Source organism: Sulfitobacter sp. TCYB15, from assembly GCF_040435955.1.
GTDB lineage: Bacteria > Pseudomonadota > Alphaproteobacteria > Rhodobacterales > Rhodobacteraceae > Sulfitobacter > Sulfitobacter pontiacus.
In genome coordinates this window covers 178,223-204,047 of record NZ_CP159194.1, presented here as the reverse complement: position 1 = coordinate 204,047, position 25,825 = coordinate 178,223, and the positions used below count along the sequence as shown (strand labels likewise).

Annotated in this window: 23 protein-coding genes; 9 read left to right on the top strand and 14 right to left on the bottom strand. The window is 61.4% G+C overall.

The features are described 5' to 3' along the window. Positions 1-5: 5 nt before the first annotated feature. Complete coding sequence (locus ABM428_RS15400; protein WP_353628388.1) at positions 6-662, bottom strand: TetR/AcrR family transcriptional regulator; 657 nt, start codon at positions 660-662, stop codon at positions 6-8. A 333-nt stretch (positions 663-995) separates the two neighbouring features. On the opposite strand from ABM428_RS15400, the gene ABM428_RS15395 reads away from it, so the two are divergent. From ABM428_RS15395 to ABM428_RS15385, 3 genes are all read left to right on the top strand, one after another. After that, positions 996-2,147, top strand: coding sequence for a C4-dicarboxylate TRAP transporter substrate-binding protein (locus ABM428_RS15395; protein ID WP_353628387.1), 1,152 nt, complete (start codon positions 996-998; stop codon positions 2,145-2,147). Positions 2,148-2,229: 82 nt separating this feature from the next. Beyond that, the gene (locus tag ABM428_RS15390; RefSeq protein WP_009824216.1) at positions 2,230-2,778 is read left to right on the top strand and encodes a TRAP transporter small permease; all 549 of its coding nucleotides are present in this window, start codon (positions 2,230-2,232) and stop codon (positions 2,776-2,778) included. Further along, complete coding sequence (locus tag ABM428_RS15385; RefSeq protein ID WP_353628386.1) at positions 2,775-4,085, top strand: TRAP transporter large permease; 1,311 nt, start codon at positions 2,775-2,777, stop codon at positions 4,083-4,085. Before ABM428_RS15390 ends, ABM428_RS15385 begins: the two co-directional genes overlap by 4 nt. A gap of 40 nt (positions 4,086-4,125) precedes the next feature. Here the strand turns inward: ABM428_RS15385 and ABM428_RS15380 are convergent, their stop codons facing one another. Genes ABM428_RS15380 through nthA form a run of 3 tightly spaced genes read right to left on the bottom strand, consistent with a single transcriptional unit; the run spans position 4,126 to position 5,734 of the window. Then, the gene (locus ABM428_RS15380; RefSeq protein ID WP_132998048.1) at positions 4,126-4,452 is read right to left on the bottom strand and encodes a nitrile hydratase accessory protein; all 327 of its coding nucleotides are present in this window, start codon (positions 4,450-4,452) and stop codon (positions 4,126-4,128) included. Then, positions 4,449-5,111 (bottom strand): nitrile hydratase subunit beta, encoded by a 663-nt coding sequence (nthB, locus tag ABM428_RS15375; RefSeq protein ID WP_353628385.1) that lies wholly within the window; start codon positions 5,109-5,111, stop codon positions 4,449-4,451. Before nthB ends, ABM428_RS15380 begins: the two co-directional genes overlap by 4 nt. Further along, positions 5,108-5,734, bottom strand: coding sequence for a nitrile hydratase subunit alpha (nthA, locus tag ABM428_RS15370; protein WP_353628384.1), 627 nt, complete (start codon positions 5,732-5,734; stop codon positions 5,108-5,110). Before nthA ends, nthB begins: the two co-directional genes overlap by 4 nt. Before the next feature lie 197 nt (positions 5,735-5,931). Between nthA and ABM428_RS15365 the strand changes: the two genes are divergently transcribed. Further along, positions 5,932-7,200 (top strand): GAF domain-containing sensor histidine kinase, encoded by a 1,269-nt coding sequence (locus ABM428_RS15365; RefSeq protein ID WP_353628383.1) that lies wholly within the window; start codon positions 5,932-5,934, stop codon positions 7,198-7,200. A 9-nt stretch (positions 7,201-7,209) separates the two neighbouring features. Here the strand turns inward: ABM428_RS15365 and ABM428_RS15360 are convergent, their stop codons facing one another. Together ABM428_RS15360 and ABM428_RS15355 are read right to left on the bottom strand one after the other, a co-directional pair. Next, positions 7,210-8,085 (bottom strand): LysR substrate-binding domain-containing protein, encoded by an 876-nt coding sequence (locus ABM428_RS15360; RefSeq protein WP_353628382.1) that lies wholly within the window; start codon positions 8,083-8,085, stop codon positions 7,210-7,212. Beyond that, positions 8,085-9,113, bottom strand: coding sequence for a YeiH family protein (locus tag ABM428_RS15355; protein ID WP_353628381.1), 1,029 nt, complete (start codon positions 9,111-9,113; stop codon positions 8,085-8,087). Before ABM428_RS15355 ends, ABM428_RS15360 begins: the two co-directional genes overlap by 1 nt. A gap of 213 nt (positions 9,114-9,326) precedes the next feature. Here ABM428_RS15355 and ABM428_RS15350 point away from each other — a divergent pair, with 213 nt between their 5' ends. Next, the gene (locus tag ABM428_RS15350) at positions 9,327-9,962 is read left to right on the top strand and encodes a TetR/AcrR family transcriptional regulator (protein WP_005848717.1); all 636 of its coding nucleotides are present in this window, start codon (positions 9,327-9,329) and stop codon (positions 9,960-9,962) included. 10 nt (positions 9,963-9,972) lie between these two features. Here ABM428_RS15350 and ABM428_RS15345 read toward each other — a convergent pair whose 3' ends face one another. Together ABM428_RS15345 and ABM428_RS15340 are read right to left on the bottom strand one after the other, a co-directional pair. Further along, positions 9,973-11,628 (bottom strand): FAD-binding dehydrogenase, encoded by a 1,656-nt coding sequence (locus tag ABM428_RS15345; RefSeq protein WP_353628380.1) that lies wholly within the window; start codon positions 11,626-11,628, stop codon positions 9,973-9,975. Between the two features lie 10 nt (positions 11,629-11,638). Next, entirely contained in the window at positions 11,639-12,505 is an 867-nt protein-coding gene (locus tag ABM428_RS15340) for a bile acid:sodium symporter family protein (protein ID WP_005848719.1), read from the bottom strand. A 201-nt stretch (positions 12,506-12,706) separates the two neighbouring features. On the opposite strand from ABM428_RS15340, the gene ABM428_RS15335 reads away from it, so the two are divergent. Both ABM428_RS15335 and ABM428_RS15330 read left to right on the top strand, forming a co-directional pair. Further along, on the top strand, positions 12,707-14,257 hold the full coding sequence (locus ABM428_RS15335) for an AMP-binding protein (RefSeq protein WP_353628379.1): 1,551 nt from the start codon (positions 12,707-12,709) through the stop codon (positions 14,255-14,257). 123 nt (positions 14,258-14,380) lie between these two features. Continuing rightward, positions 14,381-15,028 carry an NAD(P)H-dependent oxidoreductase gene (locus tag ABM428_RS15330; RefSeq protein ID WP_288960228.1) on the top strand — a complete coding sequence of 216 codons (648 nt, stop codon included), beginning with the start codon at positions 14,381-14,383 and terminating at the stop codon, positions 15,026-15,028. 93 nt (positions 15,029-15,121) lie between these two features. On the opposite strand, the gene ABM428_RS15325 is transcribed toward ABM428_RS15330, so the two are convergent. From ABM428_RS15325 to ABM428_RS15300, 6 genes are all read right to left on the bottom strand, one after another. After that, entirely contained in the window at positions 15,122-18,202 is a 3,081-nt protein-coding gene (locus ABM428_RS15325; RefSeq protein ID WP_353628378.1) for an efflux RND transporter permease subunit, read from the bottom strand. Beyond that, positions 18,199-19,329: an efflux RND transporter periplasmic adaptor subunit gene (locus tag ABM428_RS15320; RefSeq protein ID WP_005848724.1), complete on the bottom strand. Its 1,131-nt coding sequence runs from the start codon at positions 19,327-19,329 to the stop codon at positions 18,199-18,201. Before ABM428_RS15320 ends, ABM428_RS15325 begins: the two co-directional genes overlap by 4 nt. Positions 19,330-19,439: 110 nt before the next feature. Further along, positions 19,440-20,345: a cation transporter gene (locus ABM428_RS15315; RefSeq protein ID WP_353628377.1), complete on the bottom strand. Its 906-nt coding sequence runs from the start codon at positions 20,343-20,345 to the stop codon at positions 19,440-19,442. Beyond that, positions 20,342-20,779 (bottom strand): enoyl-CoA hydratase, encoded by a 438-nt coding sequence (locus tag ABM428_RS15310; RefSeq protein ID WP_353628376.1) that lies wholly within the window; start codon positions 20,777-20,779, stop codon positions 20,342-20,344. Before ABM428_RS15310 ends, ABM428_RS15315 begins: the two co-directional genes overlap by 4 nt. A 102-nt stretch (positions 20,780-20,881) precedes the next feature. Beyond that, positions 20,882-21,658 carry an enoyl-CoA hydratase-related protein gene (locus tag ABM428_RS15305; protein WP_353628375.1) on the bottom strand — a complete coding sequence of 259 codons (777 nt, stop codon included), beginning with the start codon at positions 21,656-21,658 and terminating at the stop codon, positions 20,882-20,884. 109 nt (positions 21,659-21,767) lie between these two features. Then, positions 21,768-22,646 (bottom strand): glycosyltransferase family 2 protein, encoded by an 879-nt coding sequence (locus tag ABM428_RS15300; protein ID WP_353628374.1) that lies wholly within the window; start codon positions 22,644-22,646, stop codon positions 21,768-21,770. A 170-nt stretch (positions 22,647-22,816) separates the two neighbouring features. Between ABM428_RS15300 and ABM428_RS15295 the strand changes: the two genes are divergently transcribed. Next, positions 22,817-23,566, top strand: a complete 750-nt coding sequence (locus tag ABM428_RS15295; RefSeq protein ID WP_353628373.1) for a helix-turn-helix transcriptional regulator — start codon at positions 22,817-22,819, stop codon at positions 23,564-23,566. 398 nt (positions 23,567-23,964) lie between these two features. After that, positions 23,965-25,755 carry a Hint domain-containing protein gene (locus ABM428_RS15290; RefSeq protein ID WP_353628372.1) on the top strand — a complete coding sequence of 597 codons (1,791 nt, stop codon included), beginning with the start codon at positions 23,965-23,967 and terminating at the stop codon, positions 25,753-25,755. Positions 25,756-25,825 lie beyond the last annotated feature (70 nt).

Here is a 25,825-nt window from a genome sequence, read left to right as displayed (position 1 = left end):
ACGGATTATGCCGTGGTGCCATGCACCACGGCATGCGCCAAAGCGCGGGCCAGCGCGTCACGCTCCCCCTCGGATTGATCGGGACGGATACGGTACCAGTCAACCAGCCCGTTCAGTGCACCCATCAACGCTCGGCTGGCGATTTCGATGCTCGGCACGTCCAGCTCCCCCTGCGCCACACCCGCGCGCAGCACCTCGCGGTAGAGATTTTCATAGTCGTTGCGCAGGGTAATCAGCTCGCGCAGCACGCCGCGCTCTGCCTCGGTGGTGGAGCCGCGCAAATAAACCTCTACGCCCAAGCGGATACTGCGCTGATAGGGCAGCGTATCCATCATCACCCGCGCATGGGCATGGGCCATCAATTCAAGCTTGCTGATGCTGGAAGTATCCAATGATATCAGCGGGGTAACCGCGTCAAAACAATATTGCATCGCCTGTCGGTATACCGCGAAGTAGATCGCGTTCTTGGACCGGAAATGGTGGTACACCCGCCCCTTGGTCGCGCCCAGAACATCGGCGATATCGTCCATCGTCGCCTTGTCGAGCCCCTTGAGCATAAAGCACTGCGCCGCCGCCTCGATGATCTCGCGGCGGCTGTCGTGCTTGGGTGCGGCCCCCTCGGTGGCGTCCGTCAGCGTGTCGTCATCGATGTGTTCGTCCATTCGGTTCAGCCTTTGACAGCGGGTGCGCAGTAAAGAACGGGGGTTTTGCCCGTGTGGCGTGAATACTGAGCCGAAAAAAACGGTTGTGACAAGCCGTTGCGTCAGCGGACCCCCCGTAATTATCCGTTAGCGCACTTACATCACCAACAGCTATTGACACCTGCGCGCCCTGTTACGAGAGTAACATACTACTCGGAATGTTGGACCGTCAAATCATAGGCTCAACACATCAGACCGTGGGAATGGACGCTGTACCGAGTACCGATAATCAAGGGAGCAACCACGCGTTTTGCGCGGTTGCGTGACCCGAAATATATGTTTGGGAGGACATACATGACTTATAAATCATCCGTCGCAGTCACCGCATTGGTCGCTGCTGTTGCCATCGCCGGTCAGGCCAGCGCGAAAGAGCGTCTGAACTTTGCCTATGGCTATCCGAATAACTCTGCCATCGGTCTGGCCGTTGACGCCTACGCCGAAGCCGTGGCCGAACGCTCTGATGGTGAAGTCGACGTAACCGGTTTCGCGATGTCCCTGCTGAGCCTGCCTGAAACCTCGCCCGGTGTGCGCGACGGTCTGGCGGATGTCGGCTTTGTGCTGCCGCCCTACTACCCGGCGGAATATTCCACCAACCTCTTCCTGCACGAGATGAACCTGCTGGTGAACCTTGTTGAAAAACCCACAGGTAAAGAGCCGCTGGCCTTCACCGGCGCGATGGTCGAATACACCTTCACCAAATGCCCCGAGTGTCTGGAAGAATATAGCGCACAAAATCAGGTCTATACCGGTGGCGGCGTGACACCGCTGTACAACCTGCTGTGCAAGGACGTCAAAGTCACCTCCGTCGAGGATCTGAACGGTCTGCGTCTGCGTGCCGGTGGTGCGGGTTTCGTGCGCTTCGCCGAAGCTTTCGGCGCCCAAGGCGTGCGTCTGCCCGTTTCCGAAGCCTATGAAGCGCTGGATCAAGGCATCATCGACTGCGCCATGCTGTCCGCGCCCGAGCTGACAAACTACAACCTGCACGAGGTCGTAACCGACATCACGCTGGCCGTACCGGGCGGTGTCTTTGCGGGCGTTTCCTCGGCGAATGTGAATGCGGACCGCTGGAAGGGCATGGACGACGCATCGCGCGAAGCCCTGCTGTGGGGTGGCAGCCAGATGACGGCGCATACCACATGGAACTTCTACACTGACGATGCCGCGGCGATCGAACATGCGCGTGGGGCCGGGATCAACATCCACGAACCCGACGCAGAGCTGCTGGCAGCGGTCAAGGAATTCAGCCGTCAGGACCTCAAGACCGTTTCCGCCCTGTTCAAAGACACTTACGACGTTGCGCGGGCCGATGAAATCGCCGCCGATTTCGAGCCCCTGTTGGCCAAGTGGAACGATCTGGTGGTCGACGTGGACAGCCCTGACGCGTTGAACCAAGTGATCTGGGATCAGGTGATTTCCAAAGTGGACCCAGCGACTTACGCGCAGTAAGCCGCCCATCCGCTGATCACAACGGGGTGCCGCGCCGATGCGCGTGGCCCCCCGACGGCCCCTTTTGCAAACGGATACTCCGATGAAACTTATCGCGTCAGTGATCTCTGCGGTGATCACGTTGACCGCTTCGCTGGCTGGTATCATTGTTCTGATGCTGGTTGCCCATGTCACCATCGACGTGGTCATGCGCTTTGCGTTCGATACGCCGCTGAACTCTACTATTCTTTACGTCTCGGCCTTTTATATGGTCGCGATCGCCTTTCTGCCTCTCGCCGCGGTGGAGCAAAACGACAGCCACATCGCGGTTGAACTGCTGGTCGAAAGGTTTCCCACCAAAGTACAAAGCTTTCTCGCGGGGCTGGCCTTGCTGCTGACCTGCATCGTGACCGCCACCGTCGCGATCCGCACCGGAGACGAGGCTTTGGCGAAATTTATCGGCGGCTCCTATTCGATCGAGGCAGGCGGCAAGGTGACCACATGGCCCACCTATTTGGCGCTGCCCTTGGGCTTTGGCCTGATGTCGATCGTCGCCGCGTGGAAATTCATCTGTCACCTTACCGGCCGCCCCCACGGGTTGAACGCCTTGCAGGTTGAAGACCCCTATCTAGCCGGCGGAGACGCACAATGACCGAGTTACAAATCGCAGGCATCTTTATCGCGATCCTGCTGGCGATGATCCTGATGCGTATCCCGATCGGCATCTCGCTGATCGCCGTGTCCTTTGGCGGGCTTTGGTCCATGTTCAACTGGAACATCGCCTGGGGGAGCCTCGGGATCGTGCCCTATAGCTTTGCCAATTCATGGGTGCTGAGCTCTATCCCCGCCTTCTTGTTCATGGGGTTCATCTGTTATCACACAAGGCTGACGCAAGGGCTGTTCAACGCCGCGCAGATCTGGCTGTCGAGCCTGCCGGGCGGCCTTGCGATTGCGTCGGTCTTTGGCTGCGCGGGTTTTGCCGCTGTGACCGGATCGTCGGTCGCCTGCTCTGCGGCGATGGGTAAAATCGCGGTGCCTGAAATGGTGCGTCACCGGTACAGCCCCGAACTCGCGACGGGCACCGTTGCCGCGGCGGGGACCATTGGTGCCCTGATCCCGCCATCGATCCTGATGATCCTTTACGGCATCATTTCGCGGCAGTCTGTCAGTGCCCTATTCCTGGGGGGGCTGGTGGTCGGGGTGATCACGCTGGTCGCCTATATCGTGCTGATCCTCGTGCGGGTGAAGATGAACCCTGATCTTGCACCTCCGGTCCAGATCAGCGCGACGCGCACAGAGAAGATCAAGGCATTGGGTCAGACATGGCCGGTGCTGCTGATCGTGATCGGTGTGTTCGCGGGTCTGTTTGGCGGGGCGTTCACCCCGACCGAAGCGGGTGCCATCGGGGCCATGCTGTCGACCATTGTCGCCCTGCTGTACCGCACGCTGACGTTCAAGGCATTGCGCATGGCGATCACCGAAACACTGACCACCACCGCCGCTTTGCTGATCATCGCCGTGGGGGCCAGCCTGCTGACACGCTTTCTGGCGCTGTCGGGGATCGGGGACGCGCTGTCCGATGCGATCCTGGGCTTTGGTGCCGCGCCGCTGTTGATCATGATCGGCATCGTTTGCGTCTATCTTGCGCTTGGCATGATGCTGGAGCCCGTCGGTGCGATGCTGCTGACCTTGCCTATCGTTCTGCCCATCGTCGAAGAGACGGGCTATAGCCTGCTGTGGTTCGGTGTGGTGCTGGTCAAGCTGCTCGAGATCGGGATGATCACGCCGCCCATGGGGATGAATGTCTTTGTGATCAAAGGTGTGGTCGGCAATACCGCGTCGCTGTCCACGATCTTCAAGGGCGTGTTCTGGTTCGTCATCGTTGATCTGCTGATCGTCGCGGCGTTGATCGCCGTGCCCGATATCGTGATGTTCCTGCCCGATTGGGTCGGCCGCTAAGACATCGCCTCCGGCGCGGAGTTTCCTGCGCCGGAGCCCTTCACAGCGTGATAGCTTGCCCGTGAGGCGTCCGCGCCGCCGCTTCGTGCCATGCGTCTTTACATGCCGCCAGCTCGTCCGCCGTTGTCAGCTGCTTTTGCGCCACGATCTTTTCCAGCGCGGTCAGCCAGTGCTGGTAGTAGTCACGCTCTGTCCCTGAATGCACCTCTGCGGTCAGCGCTTGCGCCCATTCTGCCCATGTGAAGGCCCCCGATTGATGCAGGGACACCGCCATCGCAAAGGCCTGCGCCTGCCACGGCGCGTCAAACACCGGTTCATCATCCGACAACGCAATATCGGGCAATAGCGAAAGATCGGGCAGGGTCATGATACGGTCCTTAGATAGGGTTCCCACAGATCAAGAGTCACGCTGTCATCCGCGCGCGCCTGATCGCCCCAAAGCGTGCGCGCCGAAAAGGCCACCTGATACAGCCATTGCGGATTCTCGCCCTGCCCTTGCGCATTGCTATCGGGAAAGACGTGAAACCCGTGCACCTTGGTGATCGTCCCGATCTTGTCGCGGGCATAGCGTGCCATACGGGTGTGGGTTGCGGGATGGTTGTTGATCGTTCTGATCTGATCCCCGACGGCAAAGGCGGGAGTCCCTGTCGCGGGTCGGTCCGCCGGACCACCGGCCGCCAACATGGCGTCGACATCTTCGGCAGCAAGCTTGCGTTTGATCGGCGCGGCGGGGGTCAGCGGCACCGATTGCGCGATCTCTGCCTCGGTGAGCATCCCCTTTTCCACCATCAACCGCTTGGCCGCTTTCAGCCAGATCGCGTAATAGGGCGTGCGGGTATAATCGCCCGGATGCATATCCTCGCGCGCGGATCGCGCAGCATCGATATTCCACTGCCCACAGGCCCCAAGCGCCACAACGATACCAAGCGCGCGGGCCTCCCAGGGGGCGTGAAACAGCGGTTCGTCCTCTTCTTGCACCACGGGGCCAAAGCCCATCATCCCGCCAAGGTCCGCGCCGCCGTTCATGATGCCACCTGCGGCGCGCGCGCCAGCCCTGTCCCGATCATCGCATTGCGGGTCACCAGGTCGGCCAGCTGTTCCATCGAATAGCCTTCGGTTCCTGCGGGGCGCTGCGGGATCACGAGATAGCGGATCTCGGCGGTTGAATCATGCACCTCGACCCGCGTTGCCGGATCAAGGGTCACGCCGAACTCCGCCAGTACCCCACGCGGATCAATCACCGCCCGCGACCGGAAGGGAGGCGATTTATACCACGTCGGCGGCAGCCCCAGCACCGACCACGGGTAGCAAGAGCACAGCGTGCAGACGACCAGATGATGCACCTCGTCCGAGTTGAACACCGCTTCGATATGCTCGCCCTGACGGGAATGGTACCCGAGCGAATGGATCGCTGCGGAGGAATCGCGCCGCAGCCATGCCTCGAACTCCGGCTCTACCCATGATTTCGCCACCACATGCGCACCGTTGCGCGGGCCGATCTTGGTCTCGTAAGTCTGGATGATCCGGTCCACCGCCGCGCTGTCGATATAGCCCTTGTCGCTCAGCAGGCTTTCCAGCGCCCTCACCCGCGCCTCGGTTTCTGTCAGATGTGAATGATCGCCGTTGTGATCATGCCCGTGGGATGTCATCGTTCCGCCCCCTTCGCCCTGCGTATTGATGCAACGATAGGAGGGAACGCCGCGATTGGAAACCACCATATGTGTGGGCGGCCCGCCGCGACTTCCGTCACGTCAACATACCTTACTTATCCCCCCGTCCTGACACGAAGCGACCGCAGGAATGCCTAATTTGTTAACCAAGTTGACCCAAAGCCAAGGAGCCCCGCATGAGAACCTATCCGATCCCCTTTAACGAAGAAGCCCGCCTGCGCGCCGTTTTTGATATTCCGGGACTGACCGCACAAAACGAAGCGTTGTTTGACACGATATGCGAGGCGGCGCGCACCCTGCTCGACTGCCCGATTGCGCATATCAGCGTGGTCGAAGAGGACAGCCAGTGGTATAAATCCGTTGTGGGCATGCATCTGGACCCGATGCCCAAGGACACCGGTTTTTGTGCGCACACCATTATGTCCGACGCGCCGATGATCGTGCCCGACCTCAGCAAGGACGCCCGCTTTGAACGGCACCCGATGGTCGCCAAGGGTGGGCCGGAGGCGCGCTATTACGCCGGTGTGCCGCTTATCCTGTCCTCCGGTCACCGCTTTGGAAGCCTGTGTGCGCTGGACCTGAAGCCCCATGAATACCCTTCGGAAAAGCAGATTGCCCTGCTCACCGATCTGGGTCGTATCGTCGTTGCCGCACTGGAGCGGAGCCAACCCGAAGCCCCCGAAGTGCAGCAGGACAAAACCGCGCAATCAACCTTCCTGACCTTGGTCGGGCACGAGTTGCGCACGCCGCTGACCGTGCTTTTCGGCAGTCTCAAGCTGTTGGAGGCGACAGCAAGCGCCGGCACCAACCCCACGCTGATCCATTCGGCCCGTCGGTCGGTGGATCACCTGACGAAACTGATCGAAACGATCCTGTCCTATAGTAACGCCAGCACCGGCGAGCTGCGGTTGAACGAACAAAACTGCGACCTTGCCGCGATCCTGAGCGCGGTTGCAGGGTTGCAGTTCCCCACCACGGATGCGGCGGCCAAAACGGTCACGCTTCGTGATACTGTGATGCTGGATACGCTGCATGTGGACGCCGAGCAGATCGAGCTTGCCGTCACAGCCTTGGTGTTGAATGCCGTGATGCACGGCGGCACCGACATCACGCTAGAGACGTTTCAGGACATGGACGGGAATATCGAAATTTCGGTGCGGGACAACGGCAGTTTCGACGACCATGTCGAACTGGCCGAACTTTACAAACCTTTTGTCGTGGGCGGGTCGCTGGACCACCGCGCGACCAAGGGCGGGTTGGGTCTGGGGCTGCCCCTGACCCGCAAGCTGGTCGAGATGCACGGCGGCGATTTCGAGGTCCACGCAGAAGCGGATCACAGCCGCGCCGTCATCCGCCTGCCCGCGTGGCGGGGTAAAACCGCGATGATCCAGGCCGCCAAGATGGCGCCCGCCACTGTCCCCGATGCGCGGCAGAAGCTTATCTAGGAGGCGCGCTTATGCGCTTGTCTCGGCGCGGTGGATGAACCGGGCCTCAAGCGCGCTTGGCTGGCGTTCGGCATGGGTCAGGATGTGAAACTGTCGTTGCGGGGTGTCGATGGGCACGTCGACCATCCGCCCCGCCTCGATCGACCGGCGGACCACCAGATCTGACAGCAGCGCGGCACCGATGCCCGCTTCAACCGCGCTGCACACCGCCTCATTTGACGGAAGCTCTAGCGTGCTCTCCAGATCCTCCAGCCCCAGACCCTGCCGCCCGAGCCACTGAAGAAAACTGTCGCGCGTGCCTGACCCTGCTTCACGCAGGATCCAAGGGGTGCGCCGCAAGCGTTCAGGCGAAAGATCGTCCCCCGCGGCACCGCTCGGGAACACCAGCCGCAGCGTATCCCCTGTCACCGCCTTAGCGCGGAGTGTGGTGAGCTGGCAGTCCCCCTCGATAATGCCGATGTCAGCTTGCAACGCTTCGACCGCGCGGGCGGCGTCGTCGCTGTTGCCGATCCGCACTGTCAGCGCGATCTCGGGGTGCGCCTCGCGGAACCGCGCGATCACCGCGGGCAGCCAGTAGTTCGCGACCGTCTGGCTTGCCGCAAGCCGCAGCCTGCCGCGTTTCACCCCCGCCAGATCATCCAGCCGCTGGCTGGCGATGGCGGCGCGGGCCAGAACGGCACGGGCTTCGCTCAGAAAATCGCGCCCCGCATCGGTCAGCACAATCCGCCGCCCGATACGATCAAAAAGGCGCAGGTTATGACGCTCTTCCAGCGCGGCGATGGCAGCGCTGGTCGCACTTTGGGTCTGGTTCAATGCTTCGGCGGCGCGGGTCATGTGTTCACGCTCTGCCACGGCAACGAAAATGCGCAACTGGTCCAGTGTCATCAGGCGGCCCCCGTCAGGATGATCAGCGCAAGGCTGACCCCCATGATAAAGACCCAAGCCGCCGCCCCCAGCAAGGCCGGACGCCCCCCCGCCGCGGCAAGTTTGCGCAGATCAGTCTCAAGCCCCATCGCCGCAAGCGCCATCGCCAGCAAAAATTGCGTCACAGCGGTCGCGGGGGCCAGCACCGCCTGCGGCACCCAACCGGTCGAGGCCACGCCGACCATCGCGATGAACCCGAAAACAAACCACGGGATCGGGGCCTTGCCGCCACCGCTTTGCCCCTGACGCCGCCGCGCGGCAAAGGCCCCCAGACACAGGATCATCGGGGCAAGCATCATCACCCGCGTGAGCTTGGCAATCGTGCCGAACTGGCCGGCCTCCTCTCCGCGCTGGAAGGCGGCGGCAACGACCTGGGCGACCTCGTGGATCGACGCACCGGTCCAAAGGCCAAAGCCGCGCGGGCCAAGGGTCAGCCAGTTTTCGGCCAAGGGCAGCAGGATCATGGAGAGCGAGCCAAAAATCGTCACACAGGCCACCGCATAGGCGACGTCTTCGTCGCGGCCACGGGTGACGGTATTGGTTGCGATCACGGCAGAGGCCCCGCAGATCGACGTGCCCGCCGCGATCAACTGCGTCAGCTTGGCATCCACCCCCAGCACGCGGCCCAGCCATGTGGTGAACCCGAAGGTCAGCACCAGCGAAAGCGCGATCACCGCGACCCCTAACCAGCCGACAGCCGCAACCTGCCCCAGCGTCAGCTGCAACCCCATCAGGATAATCCCCGCCCGCAACACCGGCCGCATACTGATCGCAAGCCCTGCCTTCGCCACCTCGGGTGTGCCAAGTGTATTGCGCAGCGCCATGCCCAGAAGGATCGCGAGGATCAACGGGCTCAGCATCCCCACCCCCGGCAGATACCGCAGCGCAAAGGCCAGCGCGGCGATCATGGCGGCAAGCGCCAGACCCGGCCAGATCGATGGCGTGGTTTTATCGGCGTGAACAAGGTCAGAGAGGGTCGTATCAGTCATAGCGTGCCTAAGTATCGTCGTGTCCCGTGCACTATCGGCCATTCCGATACATCAATCCAACGGATTATAATTATCAAAATAATCGCAAAATGTGATTGATTGATCAGTCCGTGGCAGTCGCTTGATGCAGCGTCTCTCTTTACGCTTGGGGTTCTGCGCCCCTATCGTTAAGGGACTGCCGAAACCCGCATCGCTGCGCAGAAAGGGAAACCCATGGTCCCGATCATCTTTGGCCCCCTACGGACCCGTGAAACGCCGCGCCAGTCGCGTGCGGTGACCCGCGTGCATGTCATCCTGAACGCCACGGCCGCGCTGCTGGCCGAGAACCGGTTGCAAGACCTCACCACCACCGCCATCGCGACCCGTGCCGAGGTGCCTGTCAGCTCTATCTATCGGTATTTTCCCACGCTTGATGACGTGCTGCTTGAGCTCTATTCGCAGACCGCCAATGAATTACGCGCCAAGCTTTTCGCAAGCCTTGATGATGTACACGCCCATACGACATGGCGGGACCGGTTGCGTGCTGTGCTGGATGTGCAGCGCAGCTATCTGGCGCGGCATCCCTACTACCGCCCGCTGCTGCTGCATTTCGCGACGAAACGCGGGCCGCTCGCGATCGAGGATGACGACCACGATGATCTGGTCCGCTTTCTATGCAACAGATGGGAAAGCGGTGCCGACGGGTTTCAGGGCGGCGATCCCGTGGTGGTGGCCAAGACCACGATCCAGATTTCCCTTGCGATGGAGGATCTGGTCGCGGCGCAGGCGGATCGGCGCAGCTCTCGCCCCTATTCGCAAGAGCTGACCAAAGTGCTTGAGCATTATCTGGCGCAATACCTGTCGGATTAGCGCGCGCGGGTCAGGCGATCGTATCCGCCCGCCCCGCCTGCCGCCCCGAAAAGATGCAGCCGCCCAGAAACGTTCCCTCAAGCGCGTTATACCCGTGATACCCACCGCCGCCAAAACCGGCGACCTCGCCCGCCGCGAACAGCCCCGGGATCGGCGTGCCAGAGGCATCCAGCATCTGGCTGTCAAGATTGGTCTGCAACCCGCCCAGAGTTTTGCGCGTGATGATGTTCAGCTTGACCCCGATCAACGGCCCGTTTTCAGGGTCGAGGATTTTGTGCAGTTTGGCCGTGCGTTGCAGCTTGTCGCCGCGATAGTTCCGCGCCGCATGGATCGCCATGATCTGCGCGTCTTTGGTGAAGTTGTTATCGACCTGCATGTCGCGGGCCCTGATCTCGGCTTCGATCTTTTCAAGGGACAACAGATCATTCCCCTCCATCCCGTTCATCTTGGCGATGAGCTCGGGCAGCGTTTGGGCGACGACAAAATTCTCGCCATGCTCCTTGAAGGCTTCGACGGCGGGGGTCGCGGCTTTGTTCAGGATACGTTGCTGCAAGACTTTGACCCAGCTTTTGTCGGCGAAATCGGGGTTCTGCTCTGACCCTGACAGGGCAAATTCCTTTTTCACGATCTTCTGCGTCGTGATGAACCACGAATAATCAAAGCCCGTATCAAGGATCATCTTCAAAGACCCCAGACTGTCGAACCCCGGCAGCGACGGCGCGGGAAAGCGGTTGCCCTTTGCATCGAACCACATCGACGACGGGCCGGGCAGGATACGGATACCGTGGTTGGGCCAGATCGGATCCCAGTTCTTCACGCCCTCGGTATAGTGCCACATGCGGTCATTGTTGATCAGCTGGCCGCCCGCCGCCTCGCTGATGGCGATCATGCGGCCATCGACGTGGGCGGGGACACCGGCGATCATCTCTTTCGGGGCGGGCCCAAGACGTGCCGTCGGCCATGACTTGCGCACCAGCTCGAAATCTCCGCCGATCCCGCCGGAGGTGACAACGACAGAGGGCGCGCGCAGTTCGAAATCGCCCACGATATCACGGTTGGTCTTTTGCCCGCGCGATGCCCCGTCGGCCGCCAGCACCTCGCCCGAGACACCGACCGCGGCGCCGTTTTCCATGATGATATGCGAACAGCGATGGCGGAATTTCAGCGTGATGCGACCGGCCTGTTCATGTTCCCGCACGCGGCGTTCGAATGGTTCCATTGTTCCAGGCCCAACACCCCAGGTCAGATGGAAGCGCGGCACCGAATTGCCGTGACCCGACCCAAAGCTGCCGCCGCGTTCGGCCCATCCCACGACGGGAAACCACCGCATCCCCATATCGTACAACCAGCTGCGCATCGGGCCTGCGGCGAAATCGACATAGGCCTCGGCCCATTTGCGCGGCCACGCGTCTTCGGGCCGGTCGAATTGCGCCGATCCCATCCAGTCTTGCAGCGCAAGTTCGCGGCTGTCCTTGATGCCCATCCGGCGCTGTTCGGGGCTGTCGATCAGCATCAGCCCGCCAAGGGACCAGAAAGCCTGCCCGCCCAGAAAGGCTTCGGGTTCCTGATCGATGAGGGTGACCTGTTTCCCACGATCAGCCAGTTCGGCTGCGGCGACCAGTCCGGCCAGACCGCCGCCCACGATAATAACGTCAGAGGTGTTCATGCAAAGCTCCTTACGCTGTGCCGATGCGGCGGTATTTCAAAACGACGGGCAGGATGATCAGATACATCAGGATACCATAAACAGCCGACGGCAGCGCATAGGCGGTGAAGCCACCCTCGCCGCCAACAATGATCGCGGCGACGGCGATCCCCAGGGTACTGTTCTGCACCCCCGTCTCGACCGAGATGGTCTTGGCCTCGGTCACCGACCGACCAAGCAGACGCGGCACAACAAAGCCGATGGTGGTCAGCGCGGCCAGCAAGACCAGCAGCGCGGGCCCGATCACCACTATATTTTCCACAAACAGCGCCCAATTCGCCGCCAGCGCCGCCAGCACGATCACCGCAAACAGGATCGTCGCCACCGCGCTCAGCTTAGGCTCGGCCCGGGTCATCGCGGCGGGGGCCATCGCCCGCGCCCCCAAGCCAAGCGTGACAGGCACCACCGTCAGGGCAAACATGGTGACAGCGGTTTTGGTGATGTCGATCTCGGGCGCGGCATCGCCCATGAAATATCCCATCGACAGGCCCAAAATCAGCGGCACGGTCACCACGCTGGCAAGGCTGATCACCGCCGTCAGCGACACCGACAGCGCCACATCCCCTTTCGCCAGCTTCGAGATCACATTGCTGGTCACCCCACCGGGGCAGGCCGCCAAGATCATGAACCCCACAGCCATTTCCGCGCGGATGCCGAAGCCCAGCACACAGATAAAGGTCACGAGCGGCAGCAGGATGCTTTGGTTCAGCGCCCCGATGAAAAACGCAAGCGGCCGCTGCCCGACACGCGCGAAATCCGCAGGTGTCAGCCCGACACCCAAGGTAAACATGATAAACGCCAAGCCAAGCGGCAAGACGACCGAAATCAGTACATCCACGATTATCCCTCCCAAGACATCTGTGAAAAACAGAATATATTTCCGGTATAGCCGTCAAGTGCCGATTCACCTAAGAGAAATCCGCTCTGCCGTAACGTCGCGCACGGGCCCCCGATGGACCCTTCCCCAAAGTAAGGTTACCTTAGCGTAAGGGAACGAAACAACCTGCGCGCCCGAAGGTGGCGGGCGGGCATTGGCACGATGGGAGTACATCTAATGTCGGATACGGTGATTGCGGATTTTGATCGCAAGCTTGCACGAGAGGCGTTTGAACAGCGCGCGGCGCAGGGCGCTGCGGCGTTGACGCGTCTGGGGGCGGGGGCGGATGTGCCTGTGGCGCTGATCATGCGCAACGATCTGACCCAGCTCGAGGTTATGCGCGCTGCGGCCATGGCCGGCACGGTCATCGTGGCGCAGAACTGGCACGCCGCCGCAGAAGAGGCCGGCGCCATCTGTGACGACAGCGGCGCGCAGTTCGTGATCATCCACCGTGACCTGATCGACGCGCTGCGCCCCGCCCTTGAAGGGCGCACGGTCATCGCGGTCACCCCTGATACCGCGCTGCGTCAAGCCTATGGCATTGATGATGCCGCCGCAAAGACCGACCCCGAGACACCGGAATGGTCCACGCTGGTAGATGCCGCCGACCCCATCACCCCGCGCGAGATGATGCGCCCGCTGATGCGCTATACCTCGGGCTCGACCGGCAAACCGAAGGGCGTGCGGCGTTTGGGGGGCGGGCCCAAGCGCGACTTTGAAGAGGTGCTTTCGCGCGTAGGCACCGAGATGTTGCAGCTCAAACCCGGCTCGCGGTTCTTTACGGCCGCGCCCATCTATCACTCGGCGCCGTCAACGCTGACCTCTGCCGCGCTGGTCACCCCGGGCGTATCGACCTTTGTCGCGCCCAAGTTCGACCCGGAAAGCTTCCTTGCCACGATCGAGGCTCAGCGCATCACTCATATCTATCTGGTCCCCACCATGATGAGCCGGATGCTGAAGCTCCCCCAAGAGGTGAAGGCGAAATACGACCTGTCCTCGGTGGAATTCTGCGTCTCGACGGGGTCACCGTGGCCACATGACCTGAAAGTAGCGATGATCGACTGGTGGGGGCCTGTGTTCTGGGAAAGCTACGGCGCGACAGAGATCGGGTTCATGACGATGGTATCCTCGGCAGACGCTTTGGCACGGCCCGGCACCGCAGGGCGGATGCAGATGGGCGGCACGCTGATGATCCTTGACCCCGACGGGAACGAGCTGCCCGCCGGTCAGGTGGGCGAGATCTATGCCCGCATGGATGCCTTCGGCGGGTTCGACTACTCCAACGATCCCGAAAGCCGCGCCTCGGCTGAAAAGCACGGGCATTTCTCTGTCGGGGATCTGGGGTCGGTGGATGAGGACGGGTTCCTGTTCATCACGGATCGCAAGAAAGACATGATCATCTCGGGCGGGGCCAATATCTTTCCCGCCGAGATCGAAGCGGTGCTGATGCGCGCGCCTTTCATCCGCGATGTCGCCGTCTTTGGCGCGCCTGACCCAGAATTTGGCGAACAGATCGTCGCGGCGGTTGAACTGGCCGACGGGCACACCGCCGACAAACAGAAGGTGCTTGATTTCCTTGACGGCAAACTGGCCCGTTTCAAAGCGCCACGGATTGTCGATTTCCACGAGGCCCTGCCCCGCGAAGACAGCGGCAAGATCTTCAAACCCCGCCTGCGTGCCCCCTACTGGGACGGGGCGGGCCGGTCGATCTGACCCTGACCTGACGCCCTTACACCAACTGCGACCGGTGCGAATTGCGCCGGTCTCCTTGTGTTGGGGCGCGGGGATTCCTACATCGCGCCGGTACACACGCCGCCCCGAGCGGCCAAAAACAGGATGATCACGATGACCAGCACCCTACTAGAGCAGTTGAACTGGCGCTATGCGACCAAGAAGATGGACCCGTCCAAGAAAGTCCCTCAGGAAAAAGTCGACACCATCGTCGAAGCCATCCGCATGACACCCACCTCAAGCGGCACCCAGCCCTTCGAGCTGCTGGTCGTGACCAACCCCGACAAGCTGGCGCAGATCCAAAAAGCCGCCAGCGACCAGACCCAGATCACCGAAGGTTCACATCTGCTGGTATTCGCGGCGTGGGATAACTACACCAAAGACCGCATCGACGCGGTCACCGATCTGAATGTCGAAGCCCGTGGCGACCTGCCCTTGCTCAGCGCCTATTACGAGAACCTGAAAAACAACTACCTGCCCCGCGATGCCGAGGTAAACTACGCCCATGCCGCGCGTCAGGCGTATATCGCGCTTGGGGTGGCACTGGTTGCCGCCGCGGAACAAGAGGTCGACAGCACCCCGATGGAGGGTTTCGACCCAGCGAAGGTAGACGAGATTCTGGGCTTAAAAGAGCGCGGCCTGCGGTCGGTGATCCTGCTGCCTCTGGGCTACCGCGACGCGGAATCTGACTGGCTGGCCCCGATGAAAAAGGTACGCAAGTCGGCGGAAACGCTGGTCACCCATATCGACTGATTGTTGCGGGGCGAAGGGGCAAACACCCTTTTCGCACCGTCATAAGCATACCAACGCGGGGCCGGTTCTTTGCGACCGGCCCCGCGGTTTTCGTCAGACCGCCGCCTCGCGGGTCAGACGTTTTGACGCCATCCCCGGCTCTGCCCCCCAGACCGCCACATAGCGGTAGAACACCGGCGTGAGGAACAGGGTGAAGACGGTAGCAAAGCCAAGCCCGCCCACGATCACCCAGCCCACGGCGATGCGCGCTTCGGCCCCCGCGCCCGAGGTCAGGATCAACGGCAAGCCGCCAAAGACGGTCGATACCATCGTCATCATCACCGGGCGGATCCGCAGACGCAGCGCGTCACGGATGGCGCTGTCGATATCCTGCCCCGCCTCGCGCAACTGGTTGGCAAATTCGACGATCAGAATACCGTTCTTCGCCATCACCCCGATCAGCATCACCAGCCCGATCTGACTGTAGTAGTTCAACGATCCACCGCTGAGCGAGATCGCGAAAAGCGCCGCCGCCAGACCAAAGGGCACGGTCAGCATGATCACGACAGCACTGGCGATGCTTTCGAACTGCGCGGCCAGCACAAGGAACACCACCACCAACGCGACGCCGAACACCATATACATCTCTGTCTGGCTGTCGCTCAGCGTCGCCGCCTCGCCGGTAAAGATGATCCCCATCCCGTCGGGCAGAACGCTATCGGCAATCGCCGTCAGACGGGTCATCGCGACGCTAAGATCGATACCGTCGTTCAGGTTCGCCTGCGCCGACACTGCCAGCGACCCGCCCTGCCGTTCGAGCGTGGACTGGCTGACCACGGGCACCAGCTCTGCCGCCGCGGACAGGGGCACATAGGCACCGCCCGGCAACTGCAGCTGGATGTTATCAAGATCAGACGGGTCATCGATCGGCGGGCCACCGGGGACGACATTCACATCTGTCTCGATCTCGTCCGCAAAGACGGTGACGGCGACCTTGCCTTGGGTCATTACGCCGATGGTCTGGGTGATCTCGGCCTCTGTCAGGCCAAAGACGCTCGCCATTTCGGGATCAACGCGGACCTCGTATTGCGCCTGCACCGCGTCGTTGGAAAGTTGCGGGTTCAAAAACGCCTCATCCTGCGCCATCGCCGCGACCAAAGCCTCGGTTGCCGTGGTCATCGCCGCGATATCCTTGCCTGTCACCGCGAATTGCAAGCCCTGCCCGCCGCCGCGGATATTGAGGCTGTTTGTCCCCCGCGCAGAGGCCTGAACGCCGGGCACTCGCGCCAACTTGCCGCTGATCTCGGCGACCAGTGCGGATTGGCTGCGGTCACGATTGCTCCAGTCATCGAGCCGCACGATGATGAAGGCGCTGGTGCCACCGCCCACGCCAACGATGCTTTGAACCGAGGTAACCTCGCCGCTTTCCTGATAGGGGGTCAGGATCTCTTCGATCTGATCAACCTGGGTATCAAGGTAGTCGATCGTGGTATCAGAGGCACCGCGCGCCTGTACCAGAAAGAACCCGCGATCCTCGTCGGGCGTGATGGCAGAGGGCAAAGTGCCCGCCGCCCCCGCCGCCACAATCACAAAGGCCCCCGCCGCCCCCAGCACCACCAACGGCATGCGGATGGCTTTGTCCATCACCGTGTCAAACATCCGCCCGGCCCAGCCTTGCGGCTTTGCCGTTGCCTCAAGCGCGGATTTGCCCGGATCAAGAAAGGCCGCCAGAACCGGTGCCAGCGTCAGCGCGGTGATGGACGACAGCGTGACAGCAAAGGCCAGCACAAAGCCGAATTCGCTGAACACCCCACCGGCCTGACCGGGCAGGAAAGAGATCGGGATAAACACCGCCGCCAGCGTCGCGGTGGTAGAGATGACGGCAAAGAACACCTCGTTCGTGCCCGCCGCAGCGGCAGCAAAAGCCCCCATCCCCTGTTTGCGTTTGCGCACGATATTCTCGATCACGACAATCGCGTCATCCACCACCATCCCCGTCGCCAGCACCAGCGCCAGCAGGCTGATGGTATTGACCGAGAACCCCGTCAGCCAGATCGCGGCGACCGTGCCCACCAGCGACACCGGAATGGTCACCGCCGGGATCATCACCGCACGGGGGGAACGCAGAAAGGCAAAGATCACCACAACCACAATCCCCGTCGCCAAAGCGATGGATTTCATCACCTCGGTCAAGGATCCTCTGATGAATGTCCCGTCGTCAGAGGTCACGAAAAGGCGAACACCGTCAGGCAGCGCCGATTGCAGATCAGCCACCGCAACGGCAACATCTTCCGAGATCGACAGCGTGTTGCCCACGGATTGCCGCGTGATGTCCATGCCGACGGCGGTCTGCCCGTTCACGCGGGTCAGTACCGCGTCCTCTTCCGGCAGCAGCCGCACGAACGCCACGTCAGAAACGCGCGTATTCGCATCAATCGGGATCTGGCCCACGGTATCAACGGTGACATTCGCGTTGCCGACCCGCAGCGCCAAGGTTTGCGCATCTGAATCTAGCGATCCCAGCGGCGTGTCATCGCGCAGCGCTGCCAGTGCGTCAGAGACATCGAACAGGGTCATCCCCCGACTAAGCAACGCGGGCATATCCAACGTCACGCGGAACTCGTTGGGTTGCTCGCCGCGCAGGGTGACCTCTGCAATGCCGTCGATAGTGGACAGCCGGTCATAGACGACGCCCTCGGCCAGCTCGGTCAACGCATCAAGGCTCGCGTCGCCCATCAGCGCCAGCCGAATAATCGCATCCGCGTTGCTGTCGCTTTTGGTCACGGTCGGATCATCCTCGATATCATCGGGCAGGTCACGCGACGTGGACGAAACGATCTCGCGCGCCTCATTTGCCGCGACATCGACATCGGTGCCTTCGGACAGATCAATGGTGATCCGGCTCGACCCCGTGGTCGAGGTGGATTCCATATAAGATAACCCCTCAAGCGCGCTCAGGGCATCCTCAAGCACCTGCGTCACCTCACGATCGACGGTTGCGGGCACCGCGCCTTCATAGGTGGTGCGCACGGATAGAACCGGCTGGTCAACGTCGGGCATTTCCCGCACGTCCACAGCCACAAGCGCGGCGAGACCTGCGATCAGGATCAGCAGGTTGATGACGATCCCGAAAATCGGCCTCGAGACGAATAGATCGGCGAGCCCGCCACGGGGCTTTGCAGGGGTATCGCTCATGACGGTGCCTTTTCGGTCTCGGCACCGACCGCGGTGATTTTCGCCCCATCCCGCAGTTTTTGCGCGCCTTCGGTTACAACCATCGCGCCATCGGCGATGTCGGCCTCGACCCAGACGAATTCGTTTTTACGGTAAAGGATCGTGATCGGCACCCGCACCGCGGTCCCACCGTCATCGACCCAAACCGCAGCACCCATGCGCGACCACGTCACCGCTGTAGACGGTAAGACCGGCAGCGGTTCGCTTTCATGCAACAGGCGCACCGCAAAGGTCATGCCCGGCCAGAGGATGCGTTCCGCATTGTCTATTTTGGCCTTCACCGTCACCGAGCGCGTGACCGCATCGATCCGGCTGTCGAAAGAAAGGATCTCTCCGGTGATCGACCGACCGACAAAGGCAGAGGTAGAGACCAGCACCTCATGCGCCTGCCCCAGCACGCCAATGGCGCGTTCGGGCAGTTCGAATTCGACCACCAGTGTTTCGGTCTGGTCAATCGTTGCAATCACGTCATTGGCGCCAAGGATATCGCCGACCTCAACCTCGCTAAGCCCCAGACGCCCCGAGATGGGTGCGCGGATCGTGCGGTCTTCCAGCGCGACTTCGGCCAGACCCACTTCGGCATCGGCCAGTTGCTGCGCCACGCGCGCCTCTGACTGTGCGACATCGGTAATGGTAGAATTGCCACCGGCTCGCAGCCGGTCATAGCGGTCGACCGTATCGGTCGCCTGCTGCAGATTGGCGCGCGCGATTTCAAGGTTCAGCTCTTGGGTCCGCGCATCCAACCGCACAAGGACCTCGCCCTGTTCAACGTCGCGGTTCGCGGTCAGCCGGGTTTCGACCACTGTACCGGCGGTTTCAGTCACCACATCCGCACTGCGCAAAGAGGATGCTGTGCCCGTCGCGTATAAAGTCACCTCGTAGGGGCGTTGTTCCAGCGCGGTCGTCACCACCGAAGTCGCCCCCCGTGCACGTCCGCCCCCAGGGGGGCCACCTGCAGGGCGCCCGCCCGCCGCGGATTGAGGCTGCGCCGCCTCGCTTGTGGCATCCGTGCCGGGCAGGCCAAAGGTGATGGCATAAGCCCCGAACAAAAGCCCGACGGCCACCAGCAAACTCACAAATTTCCGCATTATTCCAACTATCCAGATCAGGTCATTAAGCCATTTAACGTGGGCCCTGAAAATTCCGTCGCTGAAAACACGACTAAATGCAGAAAAAATTCCAGCGGTCCCGCGGCAGCCTAGTTTTCAGGCTTCACGCTCAGGGTGACCACGCGCCAGGCGTCATCCTCGCCGACCAGCTCTTTGGCGCGCGTCGCATCGGGCAGCAATTCGTCGTCGTCGCCGATCACAACGTGCAGATAGCGTCCGGCCTCGCGCAGCTTGACGACGGGCGCGCCGTCCATGCCTTTCTGAACACGATCCGCCAGATCTTGACGCTCGGCAGAGCCAAGCTTGCGCGGCGCACCGTCCAACAGCTCCGCGACCGAGATACGCAGATTGCGCCCACCGTCTTTCAACACGTCCAACCCGATCAGCCCGGCAGCTACGGCATCGGCCCACCAGAACCCCATCGAGATACCGATGATGCCCAGAATACCCGCAACGCCGGTCTTCCAGTCTGCGGCGTTCATGTCAGCATCCGCATGCAACACCTTGTCCTGAATGTCGGGCGCGATGGCCAGCTTCTTGCGGCCCAAGATCACCGGCGGGATAATCGAAAAGACCAATGCCGCCACCATCAACCAGCCCATCCAGATCTCGGTGCCAAACAGTTCGATACTGCCAATGGTGGGATGTTCCTGCCGCACTAACGTGACCACCGCGTCATACACCAGATAGCCGCCCATCAAAGTCAACGCCGCCGCCGAGAGGGCAAAGGCCAGGGTGCCGATGCGGTGCAGGCCAAAGGGGTACTTCGGGCTTGGTGGCATCCGTTCAAGCCGCGCGGCGATCAGGAACAGGATCGGCGGCAACAGCGATAGCGTGTCTTCGATCCACGCCGCCTGCATCGCCTGACTTGATCCCATGACCAGAAACATCACGAAAATGATCGTGACCAGCCAGAACAGCGTCCACCATTCCAACCGACGCGCTTTCGCGATTTTGTCGGCGATCTCTTGCGGCAGCGGGGGGTAGCGGTTCATTCCTGCGCCTCCCGCGTCAGCGGACGCAGCGCCATATTGGACCGCATGAGAAACCGGTTCTCGCCGCGCCGCAGCAGCAACACCCGTTCGGGACGGTCGGCCCCGACGGTCACATATCCGATGGGGTTGGTCATGCCCGTATGCTCTGTCAGCGGTGAATTTTTCGGTATCCCGCCCGCCAGCAGATGCAGATCACCCCCCTCAAGCGCGTCAAGCATCTGGTGCGGGTTCTCGCGATGCCATTCGATTTGCGCATCCAGTGCCGCGGCGATCAATGTCACCGCCTGCAGGTCTTGATCCGGCATCGGATCTTGCAACGCGCCGACCTTCAGCACGGCACCTTCCACAATATCAGTGGTGTTTTCGGGATCTTTCGGCAACTGGCAGGCAGCCAGAACGACCAAAAGAGCAGCGGCGATGAGGTGGCGGTACATGATCAAAACCCTTCAGGGCGACAACTGCACAGATCATGATTTCGTTCCCGCGGACCGACACCCGCAGGAACCAGAGGGGGTCACAGCCCCTTCGACAACAAATCACCCGTTAAAGCGGGGTGCCCGTTTTTCGAGGAACGCGGCCACGCCCTCTTTGAAGTCGGGGGTATTCCCCGCTTCTTTCTGCCACTTGCGCTCGTTCGCCAATGCGGTGTCAAAATCAGTGTCGGCGGCGCTCCACGCGGCTTTGCGGATCAAGGCAAGGCTGCGCACCGGCCCGTTCGCCAGTTTGATCGCGATCTCAAGCGCGGTGGCGTCAACCGCGTCATTCTCGACCAGCCGCGTCACCAGCCCCCAGTCAAACGCCGTCGGCGCGGGAATTTTCTCGGCCAGCAGCATCATCTCCATCGCGCGCACGCGGCCCACGGCGCGTGTCAGCAACCATGTCGCCCCGCCATCGGGGATCAGCCCGATCCGCGCAAAGGCTTCAAGGAAATAGGCATCACGACCGGCGACAATCACATCACAGGCCAGCGCAATCGACGCGCCCACACCCGCGACCGCCCCCTGCACGGCAGAGACCACGGGCACCGGCAGATCGCGAAGCGTCATCATCAACGGGTTGTAGGCATTCTCAAGGGCGGCACCCGCATCGAGCTCTTTGCCACTTTCGATCGTCCCCTGCTTGAGGTTCGCCCCCGCCGAGAACGCGCGCGGCGACCCCGCCAAGACAATCGCCCGCGCTGTCTGTGCTTCGCGTTCCAGCAGGTCACGCAGCTCTAGCGCCATGGCAGAGGTCAGCGCGTTCATCGTCTCGGCATCATCGAGCCGCAGCACTGTCACCGGCCCGTGCCGTTCGACCTTGATCTTATCCGTCATCCTGCTCTCCTCCCACGCATTCTACGGTCTGTGTCGAGGTATCCCACCACGGGAACAGGGCATGGTAAAGGCGCCATCACCGGAACCCGCAGCGTCGAAGGCTCACTGATCAGGTATCGCCAAAAGTCGCGGCGACCCACTCCGGCAAGGTCACCCGCTGCTCGAACACTGTCGATTTCGCCCGCAGCACGTTTTCTTTGGTGTCGCGCACCGGCTCCGCGCTGATCGTGGCGTAGGCGTGATCGCGCGCGACCTCCCATGTCTCGTCGCGAAATCCCGCCAATCGGGCATAGAACCGTGCCGCCGTCTGGTCCGCCTCTTTCCACGCGGCACCGGGCAAGCCGCGCCCCGGCATGTTCCCCACATCGGTCCGATGCTGGTTTGCCGTCTCTAACGCGTCGATATTGGCGTATTTCAGGTGCATCAGATAGACACCGCGCGGCAGGTCAAACACCGCCGTTTCAATGCGCTTGGGCCCGACCCATATGCCGTGGCGCCACAGGCCCGTGCCGCGTTTGGTCACCCATGCCTTGCTGTAGTGCCCCGAGAACACCGCCGTGCGCCGATGACCAAGAGCCATTTGCCCTTCTGCGAGCACATCATCCTCCAAGGTCTCTGCCACATTGAGACCAAGCGCGAACATCGCCTTCGCCGATGCCGTCTCTAACACCGCGTGCAGTGACGTATATAGTGCAGGATCATAGCAGATCAGCTCGTCCGCATCGGTGCGGATCACCCAGTCGAAAGACACGGCCAGCCCATCGGCAAAACTGTTCAGCACTTGCCCGCGACGCCGGTCGAACCCTTCCAGCGTTTCGCGGGGCACAGTGATCACGGTCGCACGCGGGCAAAGGCTGGCGACCTTGGCGTCGGCCCCGTGGGCGACGATATAAAGGTTATCAAACCCCAGCATGCGCCCGTAATGCGCGTACCACTGGGACAGCGCCCAGTAGTCTTTGTAAACCATTGTGATCGCGCAAATATTCATGGTGTCCTTTTACGCGCTTTGCGATTTTCCGAACAGGGTATTTTGTCATGCACCGGCCTGACGCCTCCAAATTCCCTTACGCAAAAGGGTGAACGCCTTGTTCCAGCCATATTTTATGTTGCTTTTTGGCGACACCGTTGCCATTATGTTGCCTAGGCCGGGGGGCGAACATGTCATTGGAAAAGCTGATTGATTTGGCAGGTGCCGCAAAAGCGGGCACGGGAGATGTTGCGTTTTGGGACAGCTGCACCCAAACCTTCGCCGATCTGGGCGTCACCGGCATCGGCTATGGCATCATCCCTTACGCCAGTGACGCGACCGTGCGTGGGTTTACCCAAGCCGGCTTCTTTCGCCACACCTACCCCGAAGACTGGATCACCGCGGTCGAGGAACAAGCGCTGGTGGATGACGACATCTCGGTCGAGTTGATCGCCAATGGCACGAAAGAGGTGCTGTGGAATGACGCCAGCCTGCTGGACCACGCGACCGAGCCGCAACAGATGCAATCCGAGCTTGAGAATGACATCGGGATGCAGTTCGGTGCGTCTTTCGCGCTGAACCGCACGCCTGCGGGTCAGGCCATCTCCGGCATCGGTCTTTGGGTGAGCGAGACACGCACCGACCGCGAATTCGATCTTTACTGGCAACAGCATCGCAGCGCGTTACGACGTTTGTCCTTTGCGATGGATGAAGGCATCCGCCGCGATCACATGAGCGTGCTGGTCAACCTCACCCCGCGCGAGCGTGACTGCCTCAGCTATCTTGCCATCGGTCTGCGCCCGGCCGAGATCTGCTGGACCCTCAAGATAAGCGAAAAAACCTTCGAGAAACACATCAAGGGCGCGAAAGAAAAGCTGCGGGCCAGCACACGCGATCATGCGGTCGCCAAATCACTGGTTTTAGGGCTAATCCAACCGTAGATGGGGGTTTTCCCCCGCTTGATCTACCCTTGGGTTACTGGCAGGTAGGGCGCATAGAACGGCATCACGATTTTCTCCAAGCAGGCCGGTGAGATAGGGCATATTCACGCTGCCTTTTCTCGTCATACTGGCATTGCTTCGCAAGTAATTCTTAGACCAAAGCGCGGGGTGGCAGTAATGCCGCCCCCATTTTGTATCTACTGGTCGTAAAACGTGAACCATCGCCCCACCCACAACTGACGCGAGAGGGTCGCTACGTCAACTTATCACAAAGCCGTCAAATCCGTTGCCAGATGCGCATACCGCGATAAAAAGAACGCTAGTTTTTTCACGATTTGCGAAACCTTTGCCGACTTCGGACCGTGGTTTCTTGCAGAAATCACGCGGAGCAGACGACAATGGCAGCGATCAACGGCACGACAGGGACAGACACCCTTCAAGGTACAGCAGAAGACGACCGGATCGATGCAGGTGCCGGCAACGACCGCGTGTCTGGCGAAGGCGGCGACGACCGGATCGACGGTGGCGCGGGCGATGACCTGCTGTATGGCGATGCAGGCGTCGGTACGGCACCGGGCAACGACGCGTCTCCGATCACGCTGTCTTATGCCAGCCGCCTTTTCAACACGGGCAACTCTGCCGACGAAGGCGACAGCGTCTTTTATGACAACGTGGCAACGTTGGACAATGGCGGCGGCGTTTTCGCGCGGCTGGTGCTCGTCGACACCTCGAATGACAACATGCCCATCGACCTTACCGGTGGCACCGGCTTCGAGATCCTGCTGAACTCTGGTGATGGAAGCAGGAGCAGGTATGCCGGTGAAACCGCGACCTTCCGGCTCGAATTCTACGACCGCCAGCACTACGTCGATACGGGCGAGTTCAAGCCGATCGCGCTAAATTCCACCGCGACCTTCAACGATCTCGATCGCAACAACCCCGGCGATCAGGAATCCGTGACGCTGGACACCAACAGCTTCACCTCCTTCGCGACCAGCGATGACACGTCGTTGAATGTCACCAATGCCGATGGCACCGTGACCGCAGCGGGGACCGAGGCGAACTCCCCCGACGATCAGGATGCGTGGTTCTCTGGCCAGTTCGAGAACCGCGAGTTTATCGAATTCACGCTCGAAACCCGTTCCACACAGTCGGGCTTCACCCTGTCTGGCGACCTGATTGACGACGCCGTTGTGACCCCGATCGAAGCGGGCAATGACACCATTCTGGGCGGCGAGGGCGACGACACGATCTTTGGTCAGGGCGGGAAAGACAGCCTGGACGGTGGCGAAGGCGACGACCAGATCGAAGGCGGCGACGGGCAGGATACAATCACCTCGGGTGGCGGCAGCGACCGCGCCGAAGGGGGGCAAGGCTCCGACCTGTTCAACTTTACCTCGGGCGGCAATCACACCATCGTGGGTGGCGAAGATGCCGACGGAACAGATGTCGACGTTCTGAACCTCAGCGGGCTGGATCGGTCGCAGTACACGCTGACCAAAACGGGCCCTGAATCCGGCACCATCGAATTCCGCGATGCGGACGGCAACGTGACCGGCACCACCACCTATTCCGAAATCGAAGAGGTCGTGATCTGCTTCACCCCCGGCACCACCATTGCCACGCGACGCGGCGAGATTCCGGTGCAGCAGATCAAGGTCGGCGATCTGGTCGTCACCCGTGACAACGGCATGCAGCCAGTCCGCTGGGTGGGTCGCCGCAATCTGGGGCGCGACAACCTGCTGCGCACCCCCGGCTTCAACCCCGTTCGGATCAAGGCCGGTGCCTTTGGCGAAGGCGTGCCGCAGCGCGATATGATGGTCAGCCCGAACCACCGCATGCTTGTCGCCTCCGAGACGGCCGAGGTCATGTTCAGCGAACGCGAAGTTCTGGTCGCGGCGAAACATCTGGTCGGGCTCGACGGGATCGAAACCATCACGCCGGACAGGGTCAGCTACATCCACATGCTGTTTGACAACCACGAAGTCGTGTTTGCGGACGGGACATGGGCCGAAAGCTTCCAGCCGGGGGCACATTCGATGGCCGGCATCCAGTCCGAACAGCGCAGCGAGATTCTGTCGCTGTTCCCTGAACTCGATGCGGCTGACGGCATGTCCAACTTTGTCGCCGCCCGCCGGTCTTTGCGCGCCCACGAGGCGCAACTGCTGGTATCCGCCAGCGCCGCGTAAGGCGCGCCATCCGGTGCAGGTAACAAAAAGGCAGCCCTTTCATGGGCTGCCTTTTTTGCGTGGATGACTG

Excerpts from the sequence above, each read along its gene's own strand:
- ABM428_RS15345 (WP_353628380.1), bottom strand. The coding sequence starts at position 11,628 with ATGAACACCTCTGACGTTATTATCGTGGGCGGCGGTCTGGCCGGACTG.
- nthA (WP_353628384.1), bottom strand. The coding sequence starts at position 5,734 with ATGACATCCCACGGGCATGATCACAACGGCGATCATTCACATCTGACA.
- ABM428_RS15335 (WP_353628379.1), top strand. The coding sequence starts at position 12,707 with ATGGGAGTACATCTAATGTCGGATACGGTGATTGCGGATTTTGATCGC.
- ABM428_RS15325 (WP_353628378.1), bottom strand. The coding sequence starts at position 18,202 with ATGAGCGATACCCCTGCAAAGCCCCGTGGCGGGCTCGCCGATCTATTC.
- ABM428_RS15400 (WP_353628388.1), bottom strand. The coding sequence starts at position 662 with ATGGACGAACACATCGATGACGACACGCTGACGGACGCCACCGAGGGG.
- ABM428_RS15350 (WP_005848717.1), top strand. The coding sequence starts at position 9,327 with ATGGTCCCGATCATCTTTGGCCCCCTACGGACCCGTGAAACGCCGCGC.
- ABM428_RS15365 (WP_353628383.1), top strand. The coding sequence starts at position 5,932 with ATGAGAACCTATCCGATCCCCTTTAACGAAGAAGCCCGCCTGCGCGCC.
- ABM428_RS15320 (WP_005848724.1), bottom strand. The coding sequence starts at position 19,329 with ATGCGGAAATTTGTGAGTTTGCTGGTGGCCGTCGGGCTTTTGTTCGGG.
- ABM428_RS15385 (WP_353628386.1), top strand. The coding sequence starts at position 2,775 with ATGACCGAGTTACAAATCGCAGGCATCTTTATCGCGATCCTGCTGGCG.
- ABM428_RS15315 (WP_353628377.1), bottom strand. The coding sequence starts at position 20,345 with ATGAACCGCTACCCCCCGCTGCCGCAAGAGATCGCCGACAAAATCGCG.
- ABM428_RS15300 (WP_353628374.1), bottom strand. The coding sequence starts at position 22,646 with ATGAATATTTGCGCGATCACAATGGTTTACAAAGACTACTGGGCGCTG.
- ABM428_RS15305 (WP_353628375.1), bottom strand. The coding sequence starts at position 21,658 with ATGACGGATAAGATCAAGGTCGAACGGCACGGGCCGGTGACAGTGCTG.
- ABM428_RS15330 (WP_288960228.1), top strand. The coding sequence starts at position 14,381 with ATGATCACGATGACCAGCACCCTACTAGAGCAGTTGAACTGGCGCTAT.
- ABM428_RS15355 (WP_353628381.1), bottom strand. The coding sequence starts at position 9,113 with ATGACTGATACGACCCTCTCTGACCTTGTTCACGCCGATAAAACCACG.
- ABM428_RS15310 (WP_353628376.1), bottom strand. The coding sequence starts at position 20,779 with ATGTACCGCCACCTCATCGCCGCTGCTCTTTTGGTCGTTCTGGCTGCC.
- ABM428_RS15360 (WP_353628382.1), bottom strand. The coding sequence starts at position 8,085 with ATGACACTGGACCAGTTGCGCATTTTCGTTGCCGTGGCAGAGCGTGAA.
- ABM428_RS15295 (WP_353628373.1), top strand. The coding sequence starts at position 22,817 with ATGTCATTGGAAAAGCTGATTGATTTGGCAGGTGCCGCAAAAGCGGGC.
- nthB (WP_353628385.1), bottom strand. The coding sequence starts at position 5,111 with ATGAACGGCGGCGCGGACCTTGGCGGGATGATGGGCTTTGGCCCCGTG.
- ABM428_RS15380 (WP_132998048.1), bottom strand. The coding sequence starts at position 4,452 with ATGACCCTGCCCGATCTTTCGCTATTGCCCGATATTGCGTTGTCGGAT.
- ABM428_RS15395 (WP_353628387.1), top strand. The coding sequence starts at position 996 with ATGACTTATAAATCATCCGTCGCAGTCACCGCATTGGTCGCTGCTGTT.
- ABM428_RS15290 (WP_353628372.1), top strand. The coding sequence starts at position 23,965 with ATGGCAGCGATCAACGGCACGACAGGGACAGACACCCTTCAAGGTACA.
- ABM428_RS15390 (WP_009824216.1), top strand. The coding sequence starts at position 2,230 with ATGAAACTTATCGCGTCAGTGATCTCTGCGGTGATCACGTTGACCGCT.